Raw genomic sequence first — 14632 nt, forward strand, 5'->3', positions numbered from 1 at the left:
AAGCGGGTGTGGCTACGATGAGCCTCATGGATCTCGACTTACGCCGGGTGCGCTACTTCGTGGCCGTGGCCGAGGAGTGCAGCTTCGTGCGGGCGGCGAGCCGTCTCTACATGACCCAGCCCGCGCTCAGCCGTCAGATCCGGGCGTTGGAGGAGGACTTGGGCGTGGTCCTCTTCCTGCGGGACCGGCAGGGCACCGTGCTGACGCGGGCCGGACACCAGCTGCTGGAGGACGCCCGGCCGATGCTGGCGATGTCGCAGGCGGTGCAGCAGCGGGTGCGGATGGCGGACCGGGAGGTGAACCAGTTCGCCATCGGCTTCATGCCGGGTGTCGTCGTCACCCCCATCGTTCGGGAGTTCGCCGCGATGGCGCCGCAGCTCGACATCGAGGTCGTGCACACATCGATCAGCGACCAGGTCGACTTCCTGATCGATGGTCGGGTCGACGTGTGCTACGTCCGACTGCCCTTGCCGGAGGGCATGTTCGAGGTGGTCCCGCTCTTCCCGGAGCCGCGCGTGGTGGCCTTGTCCGGTGAGCATCCGTTCGCGGAGCTCAAGGCGGTGCATGTCGAGGATCTGCGGGACATGGCGTTGCTCCAGGATCCGCGGGACGTACCGGAATGGCGCGGGCGTGTCCCGCGCGATCCGCCGGCGCCGGGGGACACCGGACGGTTCCCGGCGACGATCGAGGAATGCCTGGAGTCCGTGGCGTCCGGGTCCGGGTGCTATGTCATGCCGGCCGGAATGGCCGGCTTCTACCGTCGTGACGACGTCGTCTACCTGACGTTGGAGGGCGTTGCTCCGCGCATGGTCGCGCTGGCCTACTCCAAGCACAGGACCATGCCCGAGCTGCTCCAGTTCGCCGAGCTCTCGCGTCGCATGCTCGGCCCCGGCCCGGACTGACGCCTGGCGCCGCCGGTGCCGAGTTCCTCGTAGGCAGCGGCGGCGTTGGACGTGTGAGAGTGCGTCTTGTGAGGTCTGAGTGTCAGGCGCTCTTTCGGAAGACGAGCACCTCCGTGGAGGCGACGCCCATGGGGGCCAGGAAGCCGGCCTCCAGGCTGCAGTCGAGGGTCGCGAAGAGGTCCACGCAGGTCTGGCGGGGCATCGCGGTCGGGTAGGAGTCGTGTCCCGTGCCGCCCTTCGTCGCCCAGGCGCTCACCGTGGCCGGGTCGAGGCAGGTCTCCGTCATGACGTCGAAGACGATGCGGCCGCCGGGTCGCGTGACCCGGGCCATCTCGAAGAAGTAGCGGGAGGCGCAGAGGAAGGTCACGGTGTTGAAGACCTTGTGGGCCTGGACGAGGTCGACGCTGTCGTCGGGTGTCGGGGCGAGGCTGGATCCGGCGGTCGGCTGGGCCACCACGCCGAACGTGTCCACGAGGTAGTCGGCCCAGGGTTTCGCGGTCTCGTAGATCTCGTAGCGGTCGGGTGAGCACTCCTTCAGTGTCTTCTCCAGGTACCGTCCGGTCCCGGGGCCGATCTCCAGCACCGTGCCCGGGTCGGCGGCGAAGACGTCGAGAGCGCTCAGTTCGTTGATGGTGGACTGGGTGGCGCCCGGCGTCCCGTTCATGACCTCGTCGACGTAGTCGCCGACGGGCAGATCGGCCGCCCGCGCGGCCCGCATCGTCGCCTCGAACGGGATGAAGTCGTCCACTCCGCCCCGGCTGTTGGTGCTCCGTACTATGTCGAATCCGGTACGGCCCAGGAGTCGCTTGACCCCTGACTTCAATACCGACATTCTCCGCCCTGTTGAGCTCATCGGGCATTCCCCCCTCGGGTCGTGAGACCGCGGGCGCGGACGCACCGTCGTGACGGTGGCGTTTGCCCCGCGGTTGTTGATTCGTGCCAACCAGGCCTGAACGCCCGTGATGACCTGCTTCCCCCACAAGACCGGGCGTGTGCGTGGTGAAGTCCATGATGCCCATGTATCGCTGGGTCCGACACGAGAATCCCGGATGCCACTTGGCTGTTGTCGTCGCCCCGGTCGGAACACCGAGGTCGCCCCCGCACTTGGAGCGCTGGCCGCTGCCGATGGCCGGTGGCGCGTCAAGGGTGAGCGTGCAGGCCGTCCGCGAGCCGGGAGTGGCTGTGCCGCCAGCCACTGCCCACCCGTACCGCGTCCGCGAGGTGCGGGTGGTCGTCGTACAGGCCGGTGTGCTCGTGCTCGTCGGGCGTCCGCACCCGCGCGGGCCACAGTCGCAGGGCCAGCAGCCCGGCGGTCAGGGCGATGGCACCCAGCGCGATCACGGCGGCCTGAAGGCCCGCCGCAGCGCCGAGCCATCCGGCCAGTGGGTACGTCAGCAGCCAGCAGCTGTGGGAGAGGGAGAACTGGGCCGCGAACGCCTGGGTGCGCTCCTCGGGCGGCGCCGAGCGGCGGATCAGCCGTCCGGTCGGCGTCAGCACCATCGAGCAGGCGGCACCGAAGGCGGCCCAGGTCAGCAGCAGGGCGGGCCAGCTGCCGACCGCCGTCACGGCCCCGAGTCCGGCGAACACGACCGTGAGCAGCAGGGCTCCGGACAGCATCACCGTGCGGTCGGAGGCCCGGTCGAGCACGCGGGGCAGCAGGAGCGCGACGACCATCGAACCCGCGCCGTACGCGCCGAGCGCCAGGGAGACGTCCGCCGCGCCGCGCGCCAGCTGGTCGCGGACATAGACCACGGTGTTGACGGTGACCATCGCGCTCGCCGCCGCCACGGCCAGGTTGAGGACGAGCAGGGCGCGTAGCTGTGGGGTGGCGAAGAAGAGGCGGGTGCCCGCGGTGGCCTTCGCGTACACGCCGTCGCCGCGGGGCGCCGACGCCGTGAGGGGTTTGGGCAGGACGGCCGAGAGCACCAGGGTCGCCGAGGCGAGGAAGCCGGCCACCGTGCCCAGGAACAGCCAGTTGTAGGTGATGAGGGAGAGCAGGGCGGCGGCGAGCGCCGGGCTGAACAGGCTCTCCAGGTCGTAGGCGAGGCGTGAGAGCGACAGCGCCTGCGTGTAGTCGCGCTCGGCGGGCAGGACGTCCGGGACGACCGCCTGGAAAGTGGGCGTGAAGGCGGCCGACGCCGACTGGAGCAGGAAGATCAGGACGTAGACCTGCCAGACCTGGTCCACGAACGGCAGGCAGAGCGCCACGCCCGCCCGGGTCAGGTCCGAGCCCACCAGCAGGGCCCGGCGCGGCAGCCGGTCGGCGACCGCGCCGATGGCCGGGGCGATCACCACGTACGCCGTCATCTTGATCGCGAGCGCCGTGCCGAGCACCGAACCGGCGTCGGCGCCCGCGATGTCGTAAGCGAGCAGGCCGAGCGCGACCGTCGCCAGTCCCGTGCCGACCAGGGCGATGACCTGGGCGGCGAAGAGATGGCGATAGGTGCGGTTGCGCAGGACGGAGAGCATGCGGAGGCTCCTGGGCCGGACGGGCCGGACGGGGCGGGGAGACTGCCCGTCCACCGTACCAATGAGTGCGCATCTGTGCACATGTTGACTCGGGGGCGGGGTTGTGTGCATCCGCGTGCGCCTCCGTACCCCTCTACCCTGTGTGCATGTCTGCTCGCGACCCTCTGCCACCTGCACCCGATGCGCATCTGCGGCCACCGGACAGCGCGCGTCTCGCGGAGGCGACCGGGGTGTTCGCGCTGCTGTCCGACGCGACCCGGCTGCATCTGCTGTGGCTGCTCGCACAGGGGGAGTCGGACGTCGGCTCGCTGGCCGAGCGGTGCGAGGCGTCCCGGACGGGGGTGAGCCAGCACCTGGCGAAGCTGCGGCTCGCCGGGCTGGTGGAGACCCGGAGGGAGGGGCGGCACATCTACTACAGCCTGCGCGACGGGCATCTGCGCCGGCTGGTGACGGAGGCCCTCAGCCATGCCGACCACCGGGTGAGCGGCAAGGCGCCGCACGCCTGAGGGCGATCGGCCGGCCGGGGCCTCCGTGACGGGTTACTCCTGGCCGGCTTACTCCTGGGTTGTGCCGCGACGGCGGACGAGATACACGGCGCCGCCCGCCACGACGGCCACCGCGAGAGCGATGCCCGCCCAGGCGCCGGCCGACAGGCCGCCGTCGTCCTTCTGCTCCTCGGCTTCCGCGACGGGGGAGGCGGACGGCTCGGTCTCCTCGGGGGTGGGCGACGACGAGGCCGTCGCGCTCGCGCTCGGCGACGGGGTGATCGGCTTCGCGCCCGGCGCGGCTGGCTTCAACTTCAGGACGGGAGCGGGGTTCTCGCCGCTCTCGTCCAGTTCGATCCAGCGGTCGGTACGTCCGTCGCTGTAGCTCTGCAGCGTCTTGAAGGCCAGTTCCTTCGCGTCGGGCAGCTGCTTGACGACGACGGAGTACTCGACGTTCGCACCGGCCTTCACCGCCGGGCCCCCGACGGTGTAGCCGTCGTCGGCCGCGGTGAACTTCCAGCCCTTGGGGCCCTCGCCGTAGGCCACGTCGGCGGGCGCGATGCCCTCCGGCAGGACCACGCGGATCTTGGTGATGCCGGCGGTGTCGGACTCCGACTCGGCGTCGAAGCCGATCTCGACGTTCTCGGCGAGGGCCTGGGCCCTGTCGGACTCGACCTCGACGTGCGCGGCGGCCGGGCCCGCGGTGAGGAGGAGGGCGGTCGCGGTCGCCGCGGTGACGAGGGTCAGACGGCGGGCGGTGCGGGGCTTGCCGATGGCAGGGAAACGGAACATGGGTCTCTCCAGGCGTGGTGGTGCACGGGACGGCGAACGGCCGTCCCGGCGAGGTCAGTCGGCGATGGCTCGAGCGAGCCCCGCCCGGGGAGGACCCCTGCGGACCACCACGTCCGCGAGCAACGCCCCCTTGAGGGGCGGCAGTTCCAGCCAGGTGCGCATGCGGGCCGGGGGCCCGGCAGTCGGCGGTGCCGGGCGCTCGGTGAGCAGCAGCCAGGCCGTGACGACGCGGGCGCGGGCCGCCTCGACGGCGGTCGTCAGCCCGCGCGCCAGCGACCAGCAGACGCTGTCGGCGCGGTGCAGCAGTACGGCGACGAGCACGGCGGCCACCATGTGCACGGCGGTCATGGCCACCGAGTCGTGCACCCGCTCGTGCCATACCGTGTGGGCGTCCATGCCGTGATGCATGCGCGCGGGCATGGTCCCGGCCATGGACGCCGTACCGTCCGCGTGTTCTGCCATGAGCCACAGGTGCAGCCCCGCCTGCGCGGTACCACACACCGCCACGACCGCGCCGAGCGAGCGGGGGCGCCGCGTGCCGATCAGGCCCACCGCGAAGAGCGCCGCGGCCGCCGGCACGGCCTGCCGCCACGGCACCGGTCCCTCGGCGACCAGGTGGTGCGCGCTCACGCCGAGCACCACCCCGACGAGCGCGAACACCGCCGCCCGCAGAACGGGCAGCGGCGCGTGGTGCGTCGTCGTACGGAACTCGGTCATGGCCCGCCCATCATCGGGCATCGTCCGACCCGACCGGAGGCGGCATCCCTAAAGAGGCGGCTCGCCCGGATTTCCGCCCTTCCCTGCCGGATTGCGACGCAACCTGAAGGGGGGCGACCAGCGGCGGGTGACGTCCACCGCCACGGATACCTGCGGGTGGCCGCTGTCGAGGAGCGGGCTACCGCCGTGTGCCGCAGCCAGGGCAGAACGCCGCGCCGTCCGGCACCACGCCGGAGCACGAGGAGCATTGGTCGGACTGGGCGAGGTGGTAGCCGCAACCGGAGCAGTAGGCGGCCCCGTGGGTCTCGGTGCGGCACTGGGGGCAGACCAACTGCCGCGGCGTGTTGGGGTCGTAGCCCTGACCCGCCTGTTGCCCGGCGGCGTAGGCCCGCTGGGAGGCCATGTCGTTCAGGCCACGCTGCTGGGCCGCCATGGCCTCGGCCGCGGTGTCGGGGGCGCAGTTCAGACACAGCCCCTGCGCCGCGTTCCAGCAGCGTCCGCAGACGTAGTTCGTGCAGCGCGCGCAGCGGTTGAAGTGACCCTGGGCGTTGTCGATCGCCCGCTGGAAGGCCTGGTCGCGGGCCTGCCCCCAGCCGGCCCCGGCGAGCCCGTCGGCCGCCGACGTCACCCCCCGGCCCGTGTTGCCGAGCAGGCTCCAGGCCACGTCGGTGCCCTTCCTGAGCCAACTGGCGGCGCGCTCACCGGCGTACGCCTCGAACGGTGAGCGCCAGGTGTCGTAGCAGCGGTAGCAGGAGAACTCGAACTGGAAACCCGCGCCCGTGCCGCTGCGCTCGCACAGGTCACGGTAGTTGTTGCTGAAGTAGATCTCGCTGCTCATGTGGTCCCCCCACAGTCGAAGCCGCCGGCCCATTGCCCTACGACGCAGGCGGGAGGGTACCGGTTCTCGATGGCTGAAAAGTTACGGGGCCGCCGCTCGCCGCGGTGGCCTGATCAAACCGGCGGGACGGCTGCATCAGGGGAGAGGGGACGCCTGTGTCAGGCCGGGACGCCCGAGGCACGCTTGATCAGCGCATCGAACGTCCGGTCGGAGAGGACCCTGCTGAGGAAGACCAGGGGCTTGGCGCCGAAACCGGCCCGGTAGCGCGTCTTCGGGCGGCGGGCGGTGGCGGCCCTGGTGACGGTCCGGGCGATGACCAGCGGCGGCGAGGTCATGCGGGCGCCGGGCCGGGAGCTGTCCTCCAGGGCCTTCGCCATCGCTTCGGCCTGCTCCACGTAGGGCCCGTGGCCCGAGGTACGGCGGAGCTTGTCGGCGGCGATGGTTCCCCAGTCGGTCCGGATGGAGCCGGGCTCCACGACGCTCACGTGGATGCCGAAGGGCCGGGTCTCCATGCGCAGGGCGTCGCTGAGGGCTTCGACGGCGTACTTGCTGGCGTGGTACCAGGCGCCCAGGGGAGTGGTGAACTTCCCGCCCATCGAGCTGATGTTGATGATCGTGCCGCGGCGCCGGGCGCGCATGTGCGGCACGACGAGCTGGGTGAGGCGGGCGAGGCCGAAGACGTTGACCTCGATCTGGGCGCGGGCCTCGTCCAGGGGGACGTCTTCGAGGGCGCCGTAGGAGCCGTAGCCCGCGTTGTTGACCAGGACGTCGATCTGGCCTTCGGCGCCGATGATGTGCTCCACGGCCGTCTTGACCGAGGCGTCGTCCGTGATGTCGAGGGGCAGCACGTGTACGCCGAAATCGGCCAGGGCGGCCATACGGTCCACTCGGCGGGCGGCGCCGTACACGGTGTAGCCGGCCTCCTTCAGCCGGCGGGCGATGGCTTCGCCGATGCCGGACGAAGCGCCGGTGACCAGGGCAACCTTGTCAGTCATGATCGGGCACCTCATTGCGTCCCAGGATTTACAGACCTGCGGTCTCTTGTGATTCGAACGTAAGAGACCGCCGGTCTGATGTCAAGAGACCGGTGGTGCGTAATATGGCGGCATGACCTTCCAGCGTGCACGCAGCCAGGAACAGCGAGAGGTCCGGCGCCAGGCGATCCTGGACACCGCGGCCGCCATGCTGGACGAGATGCCGGCCTCGGCCGTCAGCCTGAACGAACTGAGCCGACGCGTCGGCCTGGCCAAGTCGAACGTGCTGCGGTACTTCGAGTCCCGCGAGGCGGTACTGCTCGACCTCCTCGACCTCTCGGCCCGCGCATGGCTCGCCGAAGTCGCCGGTCGGCTGCCCGACCGCGTCGACGCCGGAGCCGGCCCGCGGGAGCGCGCCGAGCGCCTCGCCGACGCGTTGGCCCGCTCGCTCGCGGAACAGCGGGTCCTGTGCGACCTGATCAGCGCCCAGGCCGCGGTGCTGGAGCACAACATCTCCACCGAGGTCGCCCTGCGCTACAAGCACGCCGCCCTCGACGGCCTCAACGGCTTCGCCGACCTGATCCGCCGCCTGCTCCCCGAGCTCGGCGAGGACGCCGCCGCCCTGGCCGCGCACACCGCCATCATGCTGATCGGCGCCCTGTGGACGCACGCCCACCCCGCCCTCGCCGTGCAGGCCGCCTACGACGCGGACCCCGCTCTGGCCACCCTGCGCCTGGACTTCGCCGAGGCTCTCGGACGGTCACTCGCCGTCTTCCTCACCGGCCTGCTCGCACGCGCCGGGCACTGACGCGACGGAGGTCCCGCCCACCCTTCGGGCCGCGCGGCGGGGGTTCCGGTTCAGGCGTTGTAGCCGCCGTGGGCGTCCAGCACCGCGCCCGTGACGTAGGACGCGGCGGGGCTCGCCAGGAAGGCGATCGCCGCGGCGATTTCTTCGGGGTGGCCCACGCGTTGCAGGGACAGCGAGCTGACCAGGGCCTTGAGGGTCTCGGGGTCCGGCCCTTCCATGCCGCCGTCCATCAGTCCGGCTTCCACGACGTTGGCCGTGATGTCCCGGGGGCCGAGGTCCCGGGCGACCCCCATGGTGTACCTCTCGATCCCCGACTTGGTCGCCGAGTAGTCGGCAAGGCCCGGGACGCCGACCCGGGAGCCCAGTCCGGAACTGACCGTGATGATGCGGCCGCCCGCGCGCAGCACTCGGGCGGCGGCCCGGATGACGGCGATCACGCCGAGGTAGTTGGTGGCGTGCATCCGGTCCAGCGCGGCGGTGTCGGCGTCCGGGTCGTCCACCGTGCGGCCCTGCTCCACCGAGATCGCCGCGTTGTTGACGAGGATGTCCAGGCCGCCGAAGTGCGCGACCACGTCGTCGATCAGCGCCGGTGCCCGACTCGTGTCCGCCTGGTCGGACTTGACGGCGATGGCCTTCGCCCCCTTGAGACGCACGTCGTCGACGACGACCTGCGCCTGCTTCTCGGAGCTGACATAGGTGAAGGCGACGTCGGCGCCCTGCTCGGCCAGCAGTCGTACGGTCGCGGCTCCCAATCCGCGCGACCCTCCGGTGACCAGGGCGACCTTGCCCGCAAGCGGCTTGCTCATTCTTCTCACCTCGTTGGTTGATCCTTCGCGGTAGTCGTAACATTAAGTGTTACGACGAGCTGTCGCAACCATCATTGTTACGACTGGGCGGTCGTAACATGAAGCGTTGCGACCGAGAAGAGGGGTTCATGAGCGCCAACAGCCGGTTGACCCTTGCCGCCCACGCGCTGGCCTGGATCGGTCTCTACCAGCGCCAGGGCCACGAGGTCGCCACCTCCGAGCAGATCGCGAGCAGCGCGAACACCAACCCCGTGGTGATCAGGCGGCTGCTCGGCGAGCTGCGCAGGGCCGGGCTCGTGGAGTCCCGGCGGGGTGTGGGCGCGGGCTGGTCGCTGGCGCGCGAGCTGGGGTCGATGACCCTGCTCGACGTGTACGAGGCAGTGGAACCCGGCCCGCTGTTCGCGATGCACCGCGCCGCCCCGGACCAGGAATGCGTGGTGGGTCACGGCATCCAGCCGGCGATGCAGGGCATCTACCAGGGCATCGAGGAGACGCTGAGAGGCGAGCTGTCCCGGGTCACGCTGGAGAACGTACTCCGGGACGTACTCGCGGCACCTCGCTAGCCTCCCGGGCGGGAGCCGGGCGTTGGGGTCACGGCAGGGACGGTGCGCACTCGGTGGTGACGAGTTGCCGGACGTCCGCGGCCGTTTCGAGCGTGCGGGCGGTGTGGGCCACGGTGGTGCAGGTGGACCGGGTGAGGCGGCGGATGCGGGCGCGTACCTCGTCCAGGGCGGACGGGGCGACGGACAGGCTGTCGCAGCCGAGGCCGACCAGGAGGGGAACGACGAGGGGGTCGGCGGCGGCGTCTCCGCAGACCGAGACCCGCCTGCCGTGCCGGTGTGCGGCGGTCACGGCCGTGGCGATCGCGTTCAGGACGACCGGATGCGCGGCCATCGCCGGCGTGGCGGCGGGATCCCGGCGGTCCAGGCCCAGGAGCCGGCAGGTCAGGTCGTTGCTGCCGATGGAGAAGAAGTCGGCCTCGCGGGCGAGGACGTCGGCGTGGGCGATCGCCTCCGGTAGTTCCACCATGATGCCCAGCGGCGGCACCCCGACACCGACATCGGCGGCGGCCCGCTGGAGGAGCCGGCGGCAGGCCCGCAGTTCATCCGGACCGGCGACCATGGGGATCATGACGCGCAGGTCGGTATCGGCTCCGGCCCGTAGCAGGCTGCGGAGTTGGTCGGCGAAGGCGTCCGGCCGGGCGAGCAGCAGCGGCAGGCCGCGCCCGATCCGTGCGTCCTCGGCGTCCGGGCGCAGGAAGGGGGGCAGTTTGTCGTCGGCGAAGTCCAGCGTGCGGGCGGTGACGGTCCGGCCCACCAGAGCGCGCAGGACGGGAAGCAGGACCGCCGTGTGCTGTTCGCGGGTGGGCCAGGCGGGATGGTTCAGGAAGGGCAGTTCCGTGCGGAGCAGACCGACGCCCTGGGCTCCGGCGGACAGCGCGGCGCGCGCGTCGGCCGCGGTGGCCACGTTCGCTTGCAGCACCACCGCGTGATGGTCGAGTGTCCGTGCGGGCAGATGGCGTTCGGCCGCCAGGGCCCGGCGGCGGATCCGTGCCGCACCGATGGCGCTCAGAGCCGTGGTGCGCTCCTGCTCGGCCGGGTGGAGGACGACCCGCTGCCGCTCGGTGTCCAGGAGCAGTTCCCGGCCCTCCGCCTGTTCGAGCAGGTGGGGATCGACGCCGAGCAGCAGCGGGATGTTCTGGGCGCGGGCGACGATGGCGGCGTGGGAGTTGGGGCCGCCGGTGACGGACACGGCGCCCGTCACCGTGCGTCCGGGTTCCAGGAGGTCGGCCGCGCCTATCTCGTGGGCGACCAGGACGAGGGGCCGGTCGGGGGCGGGTGCGGTGTCGCCGTGGATGTGGGCCTGTACGCGCCGACCCACCTGCCGTATGTCGGCGGCCCGTTCGGCGAGCGTGGGGTCTTCCAGCGCGGCGATGGTCCGGGCTTGGCTCTCGACGGCCTGCCGTACGGCGATCGCGACGGGGGCGCCGTGCCGGGTGTGGGCGATGGCCCGCTCGCGCAGGTCGTCGTCCTGCGCGATGTAGGAGTCGACCTCCATGATGTCGGCTTCATCGGGCTTGCCCTGCTCACGCAGCGAGGCGGACAGCGCCAGCAGATGACCGGCTACGGCGTCGAAGGCGTCGGTGATCTGCTGGGCGGGGTCGGTCTCCGTCCCGGTGGGCAGGGCTTCGACCGTGGGCCGGTCGGTGCGGTGCAGGAAGCCCAGGGCGATGCCGGAGGCTGCCGGACGTCCGGGAAAACTGCGGCGGTCGGTCACGTCGCGGCCGCCACATCGGCCAGGGCGCGGAAGATCAGGGCCGTCGAGGTGGCGCCCGGGTCCTGGTGGCCGACGCTGCGCGCGCCGAGGTAGGAGGCGCGGCCCTTGCGGGCTTGCAGCGGTGTCGTGGCGCGCATGCCCTCCTCCGCGGCGTCCGCAGCGGCCGCGGCAGCTGCGGCGAAGTCCCCTCCCTGGCGGGAGCGTTCCTCGAAGGCGGCGACGGCGGGCGCGAAGGCGTCGATCATCGTCTTGTCGCCGGGACTGGCCGTGCCCAGCTTTTGGATGCTCTCCAGGGCGGCGGCCAGGGCAGCGGCGAAGGCGTCCGAGTCGGCGGCAGGAACGTCGAGTTGCTTGCCCAGGGCGCGGAACGCGCCGCCGTACAGCGGGCCGGAGGCGCCACCGATGCTGGAGATGAGGGTGGTGCCGGTCTTGACGAGCACGGCTCCGACCGTGTCCGCGGTGAGGTCGGTCACGGCGGCGGCAGCGGCGGTGAAGCCGCGGTCCAGGTTGGTCCCGTGGTCGGCGTCGCCGATCGCCGAGTCGAGCTGGGTGAGGTGGTCCTTGTTCTGGCCCACGGCGACGGCGATGGCCTGCACCCAGGTCCGGGCGAGGTCGATATCCATGGGGGTCTCCGTTCGATGATCGGATGTGTACGGGGGCGGTGGTACGGGGTGGTTGGGTGAGCCGGGGGCGGGGAGGCGCGGCCGTCTCCTGCCGGGCCGTGTGCCGTGCGCACGCCCCGCCTCCGGCCCGGCTTCAGACCCCCCAGCGCAGCGCCGGGGTGTTCACGGGTGCGTCCCACAGGGCGAGCATCTCGGCGTCCGCTCTGCACACCGTGATGGAGACACCGGCCATGTCCAGGCTGGTGACGTAGTTGCCTACCAGGCTCCGGGCGACGGTCACGTTCTTCGCGGCGAGCGTGGCGGCGACCTCCTTGAAGACCACGTACAGCTCGATCAGGGGAGTGGCGCCCAGGCCGTTGACCATGACGACGGTCTCCTCGCCGGCCTCCAGGGGCTGGTCGTCGAGGATGGCGTCCATACAGGTGGCGACGGTCTCGCCGGCGGGCCGGATCTTCTCGCGGCGGCGGCCGGGTTCGCCGTGGATGCCGACGCCGATCTCGATCTCGTCCTCGCCCAGCTCGAAGCCGGGCCTGCCCGCGGCGGGAGTGGTGCACGCGCTCAGGGCCACCGCGAACGACCTGCTCGCCGCGTTCACCCGCTTGGCCATCTCCGCCACGGCCGCAAGGTCACCGCCCTGCTCCGCCAGAGCGCCGGCGATCTTCTCGACGAAGACCGTGGCACCCGTGCCCCGACGCCCCGCGGTCCACGTGGAGTTCTGCACCGCGACATCGTCGTCGACCAGCACGGTCTCCACCGTGATGCCTTCGTCGTCGGCGAGTTCCGCTGCCATCTGGAAGTTGAGACGGTCACCCGTGTAGTTCTTCACGAGGAACAGCACGCCCGCGCCCGCGTCGACGGCCTTGGCCGCGGTCAGCATCTGGTCCGGCACGGGCGAGGTGAACACCTCGCCGGGACACGCGGCGTCCAGCATCCCGGGCCCGACGAACCCGCCGTGCAAGGGCTCGTGGCCCGAGCCGCCGCCGGAGACGAGAGCCACCTTCCCCGGCCGCGCCCCGCCCGCCCGGGTGATCACCCGGCCCTCGACATCGACCGACAGACCCGGATGGGCGGCCGCGATCCCCGCCAGGGCGTCCTCGAGAACCCGCTCAGGGGCGTTGATGAACTTCTTCACGACGCGACTCCTTCGGAAACGGGCTCGGACACCTGCACCACGGCTGCCGCTGGACGGGCCTTCAAGGCCGTGTGGAGGGTGCCGGCCGCAACCGCGCCCACCACCTCGGCGAGCAGATAGACGGGCAGCTGCGACCAGTGGACCGTGCCGCCGAACAGTTCGCCGGTGATCATCGGACCGAGGGTCCTGGCCGGGTTGATGGAGCTTCCGGTGGCGGGCGCCACCGGGATGATGACGGCGAACACCGCGAATCCGATGGCCAGGCCCGCGAAGCCCCCGGCCGCACGCCGGTCGACGGCACCGAAGACCACCAGGGTGAGGATGAACGTCCCCACCGCCTCCGCGAAGAATGCCTGCCCCGCGCCGACTCCCGATCCGTAGGCGGCGATTCCGAGGCCGGCGTCGACCGCCTTGTGCCCGAGCACCCCCACGATCGCGAGCGCGCCGAGCACCGCTCCCACGACCTGGGCCACGACGTAGCCGGGCACGTCCCGCCAGGGCATGTTCCTGGTGGCGGCCAGGGCCAGGGTGACGGCCGGGTTGATGTGACAGCCCGAGATGTGGCCGATGGCGTAGGCCATCCCGATGACGGCCGTGGCGAAGGCCAGCGAGATGATGCCCAACTGGGCCATGGTGAACGGGGCGCCGCCGCCGACGATTGCGGTCGCAGGCACGGACCCGACGCCTATGAACACCAGCACGGCGGTGCCCAGCACTTCGGCGAGGAGCTTCTGTGGGTAGGAGTTCTCTTCCATATGACGGCGTCCGTGCCGACGCCGGCGCGGACGCTTCACCTCCTCCGCGTGACGCGGGCTGTGAAGGGGAAGGACTGCCGGGCGCTTCCGTAGTGGGGAGCACACGGCGGCCGGATGGGAACCGGACGATGAACCCTCTCCGGTGGATGTTCATCATTGATGAACGTTGTTCCGGAAGTTAAGCCCGCGTTTCGCGCCTGTCAAGGGGTTCGGCGTCGGTGGCGAGTGCGGCCCGGCCGGCGTGAACCCGTAGCGGTGTGGAGCCCCTATGCGCCCGGGGCGTAGGCGGCCCGACGCGGGGCTCCCAGGTCCCTGGAGAGATTGCGGGCCGTTTCCCGGACGGCCACGGCGAGCTCCTGACGTGCGGTTTCGCCCAGCATGCGTTCCACCGGACCCACGATGCCGATGGCGCCGGCCACCTCACCGGAACGACCGAAGACCGGCGACGCGATTCCCGCGTCCCCGATGGCCGACTCCTGGTCCTCGATGGCGTAACCCGCCCTGGCGGCATCGTCCAGCTGTCGCGCCAGCTCCTCGCGGGCGGTGATGCTGGCGCCCGTGAGCACGGCCAACTCCCCGGTCAGCAGGCGGTCCTGCTCGCCGGCCGGCAGCGATGCGGCGACGGCCTTGCCCAACGCGCACGTGTTCCACGGGATGCTGGCACCCACCTCGAGAATCTGGACCGCGCCCTCGGGGCGGAACGCGTGGTGCACGATCAGCATGTGGTCCCCGGTGAGGACCCCTACCCACACGGCCTCCCCGGTCCGCTTGGCCAGCGCGTCCGCCCAGGTCAGCGACCGTGTCCGCAGTTCGTGGGTATCCAGGTAGGCGTTGCCCAGCTGTACCAGGTTCGGGCCGAGCTGGTACTTCGAGCTGTCCCTGTCCTGCGAGACCAGCCCTTCGATCTCCAGCGTGCGCAGCAGTGCGTGCACCGTCGGCTTGGCGACGCCCAGCCGGTCGGCGAGCTCGGTCACGCCCAACCGGGGCCCGCCGGAAGCAAGCTCCCGCAGGATCTGCACTGCCCTATGCACGGACTGGACCATAGAGATCTCCG

Annotated in this window: 16 protein-coding genes; 4 read left to right on the plus strand and 12 right to left on the minus strand. The window is 71.4% G+C overall.

The genetic code is table 11. The features are described 5' to 3' along the window. Positions 1–26: 26 nt before the first annotated feature. Positions 27–902 (plus strand): LysR family transcriptional regulator, encoded by an 876-nt coding sequence (locus ACQEWB_RS36890; protein WP_432838894.1) that lies wholly within the window; start codon positions 27–29, stop codon positions 900–902. An 82-nt stretch (positions 903–984) separates the two neighbouring features. On the opposite strand, the gene ACQEWB_RS36895 is transcribed toward ACQEWB_RS36890, so the two are convergent. Together ACQEWB_RS36895 and ACQEWB_RS36900 are read right to left on the minus strand one after the other, a co-directional pair. Next, positions 985–1734, minus strand: a complete 750-nt coding sequence (locus ACQEWB_RS36895; protein ID WP_432838896.1) for a methyltransferase domain-containing protein — start codon at positions 1732–1734, stop codon at positions 985–987. Between the two features lie 308 nt (positions 1735–2042). Beyond that, a complete protein-coding gene (locus tag ACQEWB_RS36900) occupies positions 2043–3371 on the minus strand; it encodes an MFS transporter (RefSeq protein WP_432838898.1) in 1329 nt (442 codons plus the stop codon). A 146-nt stretch (positions 3372–3517) separates the two neighbouring features. Here ACQEWB_RS36900 and ACQEWB_RS36905 point away from each other — a divergent pair, with 146 nt between their 5' ends. Then, entirely contained in the window at positions 3518–3877 is a 360-nt protein-coding gene (locus ACQEWB_RS36905; RefSeq protein ID WP_432838900.1) for an ArsR/SmtB family transcription factor, read from the plus strand. Positions 3878–3925: 48 nt separating this feature from the next. On the opposite strand, the gene ACQEWB_RS36910 is transcribed toward ACQEWB_RS36905, so the two are convergent. The 4 genes from ACQEWB_RS36910 to ACQEWB_RS36925 form a co-directional block, all read right to left on the minus strand. Then, positions 3926–4648 carry a DUF1775 domain-containing protein gene (locus ACQEWB_RS36910; protein WP_432838902.1) on the minus strand — a complete coding sequence of 241 codons (723 nt, stop codon included), beginning with the start codon at positions 4646–4648 and terminating at the stop codon, positions 3926–3928. Between the two features lie 54 nt (positions 4649–4702). Continuing rightward, complete coding sequence (locus ACQEWB_RS36915; RefSeq protein ID WP_432838904.1) at positions 4703–5365, minus strand: hypothetical protein; 663 nt, start codon at positions 5363–5365, stop codon at positions 4703–4705. A 178-nt stretch (positions 5366–5543) separates the two neighbouring features. Further along, a complete protein-coding gene (locus tag ACQEWB_RS36920) occupies positions 5544–6203 on the minus strand; it encodes a zinc ribbon domain-containing protein (protein WP_432838906.1) in 660 nt (219 codons plus the stop codon). A gap of 158 nt (positions 6204–6361) precedes the next feature. Further along, positions 6362–7198: an oxidoreductase gene (locus tag ACQEWB_RS36925; RefSeq protein ID WP_432838908.1), complete on the minus strand. Its 837-nt coding sequence runs from the start codon at positions 7196–7198 to the stop codon at positions 6362–6364. Between the two features lie 112 nt (positions 7199–7310). On the opposite strand from ACQEWB_RS36925, the gene ACQEWB_RS36930 reads away from it, so the two are divergent. Beyond that, positions 7311–7985 (plus strand): TetR family transcriptional regulator, encoded by a 675-nt coding sequence (locus ACQEWB_RS36930; protein ID WP_432838910.1) that lies wholly within the window; start codon positions 7311–7313, stop codon positions 7983–7985. 50 nt (positions 7986–8035) lie between these two features. Here ACQEWB_RS36930 and ACQEWB_RS36935 read toward each other — a convergent pair whose 3' ends face one another. Next, entirely contained in the window at positions 8036–8791 is a 756-nt protein-coding gene (locus tag ACQEWB_RS36935) for an SDR family NAD(P)-dependent oxidoreductase (RefSeq protein ID WP_432838912.1), read from the minus strand. A 128-nt stretch (positions 8792–8919) separates the two neighbouring features. Here ACQEWB_RS36935 and ACQEWB_RS36940 point away from each other — a divergent pair, with 128 nt between their 5' ends. Further along, positions 8920–9354 (plus strand): Rrf2 family transcriptional regulator, encoded by a 435-nt coding sequence (locus tag ACQEWB_RS36940; protein WP_432838914.1) that lies wholly within the window; start codon positions 8920–8922, stop codon positions 9352–9354. Between the two features lie 28 nt (positions 9355–9382). Here ACQEWB_RS36940 and ACQEWB_RS36945 read toward each other — a convergent pair whose 3' ends face one another. The 5 genes from ACQEWB_RS36945 to ACQEWB_RS36965 all read right to left on the minus strand — a co-directional run bounded on the left by ACQEWB_RS36945 (position 9383) and on the right by ACQEWB_RS36965 (position 14609). Then, the gene (locus ACQEWB_RS36945; RefSeq protein ID WP_432838916.1) at positions 9383–11068 is read right to left on the minus strand and encodes a phosphoenolpyruvate--protein phosphotransferase; all 1686 of its coding nucleotides are present in this window, start codon (positions 11066–11068) and stop codon (positions 9383–9385) included. Continuing rightward, a complete protein-coding gene (gene dhaL, locus ACQEWB_RS36950) occupies positions 11065–11691 on the minus strand; it encodes a dihydroxyacetone kinase subunit DhaL (RefSeq protein WP_432838918.1) in 627 nt (208 codons plus the stop codon). Before dhaL ends, ACQEWB_RS36945 begins: the two co-directional genes overlap by 4 nt. A gap of 133 nt (positions 11692–11824) precedes the next feature. Next, positions 11825–12823: a dihydroxyacetone kinase subunit DhaK gene (dhaK, locus tag ACQEWB_RS36955; RefSeq protein ID WP_432838920.1), complete on the minus strand. Its 999-nt coding sequence runs from the start codon at positions 12821–12823 to the stop codon at positions 11825–11827. Beyond that, positions 12820–13578, minus strand: coding sequence for an MIP/aquaporin family protein (locus ACQEWB_RS36960; RefSeq protein ID WP_432838922.1), 759 nt, complete (start codon positions 13576–13578; stop codon positions 12820–12822). Before ACQEWB_RS36960 ends, dhaK begins: the two co-directional genes overlap by 4 nt. Positions 13579–13844: 266 nt before the next feature. Then, complete coding sequence (locus tag ACQEWB_RS36965; RefSeq protein WP_432838924.1) at positions 13845–14609, minus strand: IclR family transcriptional regulator; 765 nt, start codon at positions 14607–14609, stop codon at positions 13845–13847. Positions 14610–14632 lie beyond the last annotated feature (23 nt).

Source organism: Streptomyces sp. CA-249302, from assembly GCF_050936785.1.
GTDB lineage: Bacteria > Actinomycetota > Actinomycetes > Streptomycetales > Streptomycetaceae > Streptomyces.

What these genes read in the sequence shown, in the direction of transcription:
- ACQEWB_RS36940 (WP_432838914.1), top strand. Translation starts at nt 8,920, where the DNA reads ATGAGCGCCAACAGCCGGTTGACCCTTGCCGCCCACGCGCTGGCCTGG.
- ACQEWB_RS36925 (WP_432838908.1), bottom strand. Translation starts at nt 7,198, where the DNA reads ATGACTGACAAGGTTGCCCTGGTCACCGGCGCTTCGTCCGGCATCGGC.
- ACQEWB_RS36935 (WP_432838912.1), bottom strand. Translation starts at nt 8,791, where the DNA reads ATGAGCAAGCCGCTTGCGGGCAAGGTCGCCCTGGTCACCGGAGGGTCG.
- dhaL (WP_432838918.1), bottom strand. Translation starts at nt 11,691, where the DNA reads ATGGATATCGACCTCGCCCGGACCTGGGTGCAGGCCATCGCCGTCGCC.
- ACQEWB_RS36960 (WP_432838922.1), bottom strand. Translation starts at nt 13,578, where the DNA reads ATGGAAGAGAACTCCTACCCACAGAAGCTCCTCGCCGAAGTGCTGGGC.
- ACQEWB_RS36930 (WP_432838910.1), top strand. Translation starts at nt 7,311, where the DNA reads ATGACCTTCCAGCGTGCACGCAGCCAGGAACAGCGAGAGGTCCGGCGC.
- ACQEWB_RS36905 (WP_432838900.1), top strand. Translation starts at nt 3,518, where the DNA reads ATGTCTGCTCGCGACCCTCTGCCACCTGCACCCGATGCGCATCTGCGG.
- ACQEWB_RS36910 (WP_432838902.1), bottom strand. Translation starts at nt 4,648, where the DNA reads ATGTTCCGTTTCCCTGCCATCGGCAAGCCCCGCACCGCCCGCCGTCTG.
- ACQEWB_RS36895 (WP_432838896.1), bottom strand. Translation starts at nt 1,734, where the DNA reads ATGTCGGTATTGAAGTCAGGGGTCAAGCGACTCCTGGGCCGTACCGGA.
- ACQEWB_RS36915 (WP_432838904.1), bottom strand. Translation starts at nt 5,365, where the DNA reads ATGACCGAGTTCCGTACGACGACGCACCACGCGCCGCTGCCCGTTCTG.
- ACQEWB_RS36920 (WP_432838906.1), bottom strand. Translation starts at nt 6,203, where the DNA reads ATGAGCAGCGAGATCTACTTCAGCAACAACTACCGTGACCTGTGCGAG.
- ACQEWB_RS36900 (WP_432838898.1), bottom strand. Translation starts at nt 3,371, where the DNA reads ATGCTCTCCGTCCTGCGCAACCGCACCTATCGCCATCTCTTCGCCGCC.
- ACQEWB_RS36890 (WP_432838894.1), top strand. Translation starts at nt 27, where the DNA reads ATGGATCTCGACTTACGCCGGGTGCGCTACTTCGTGGCCGTGGCCGAG.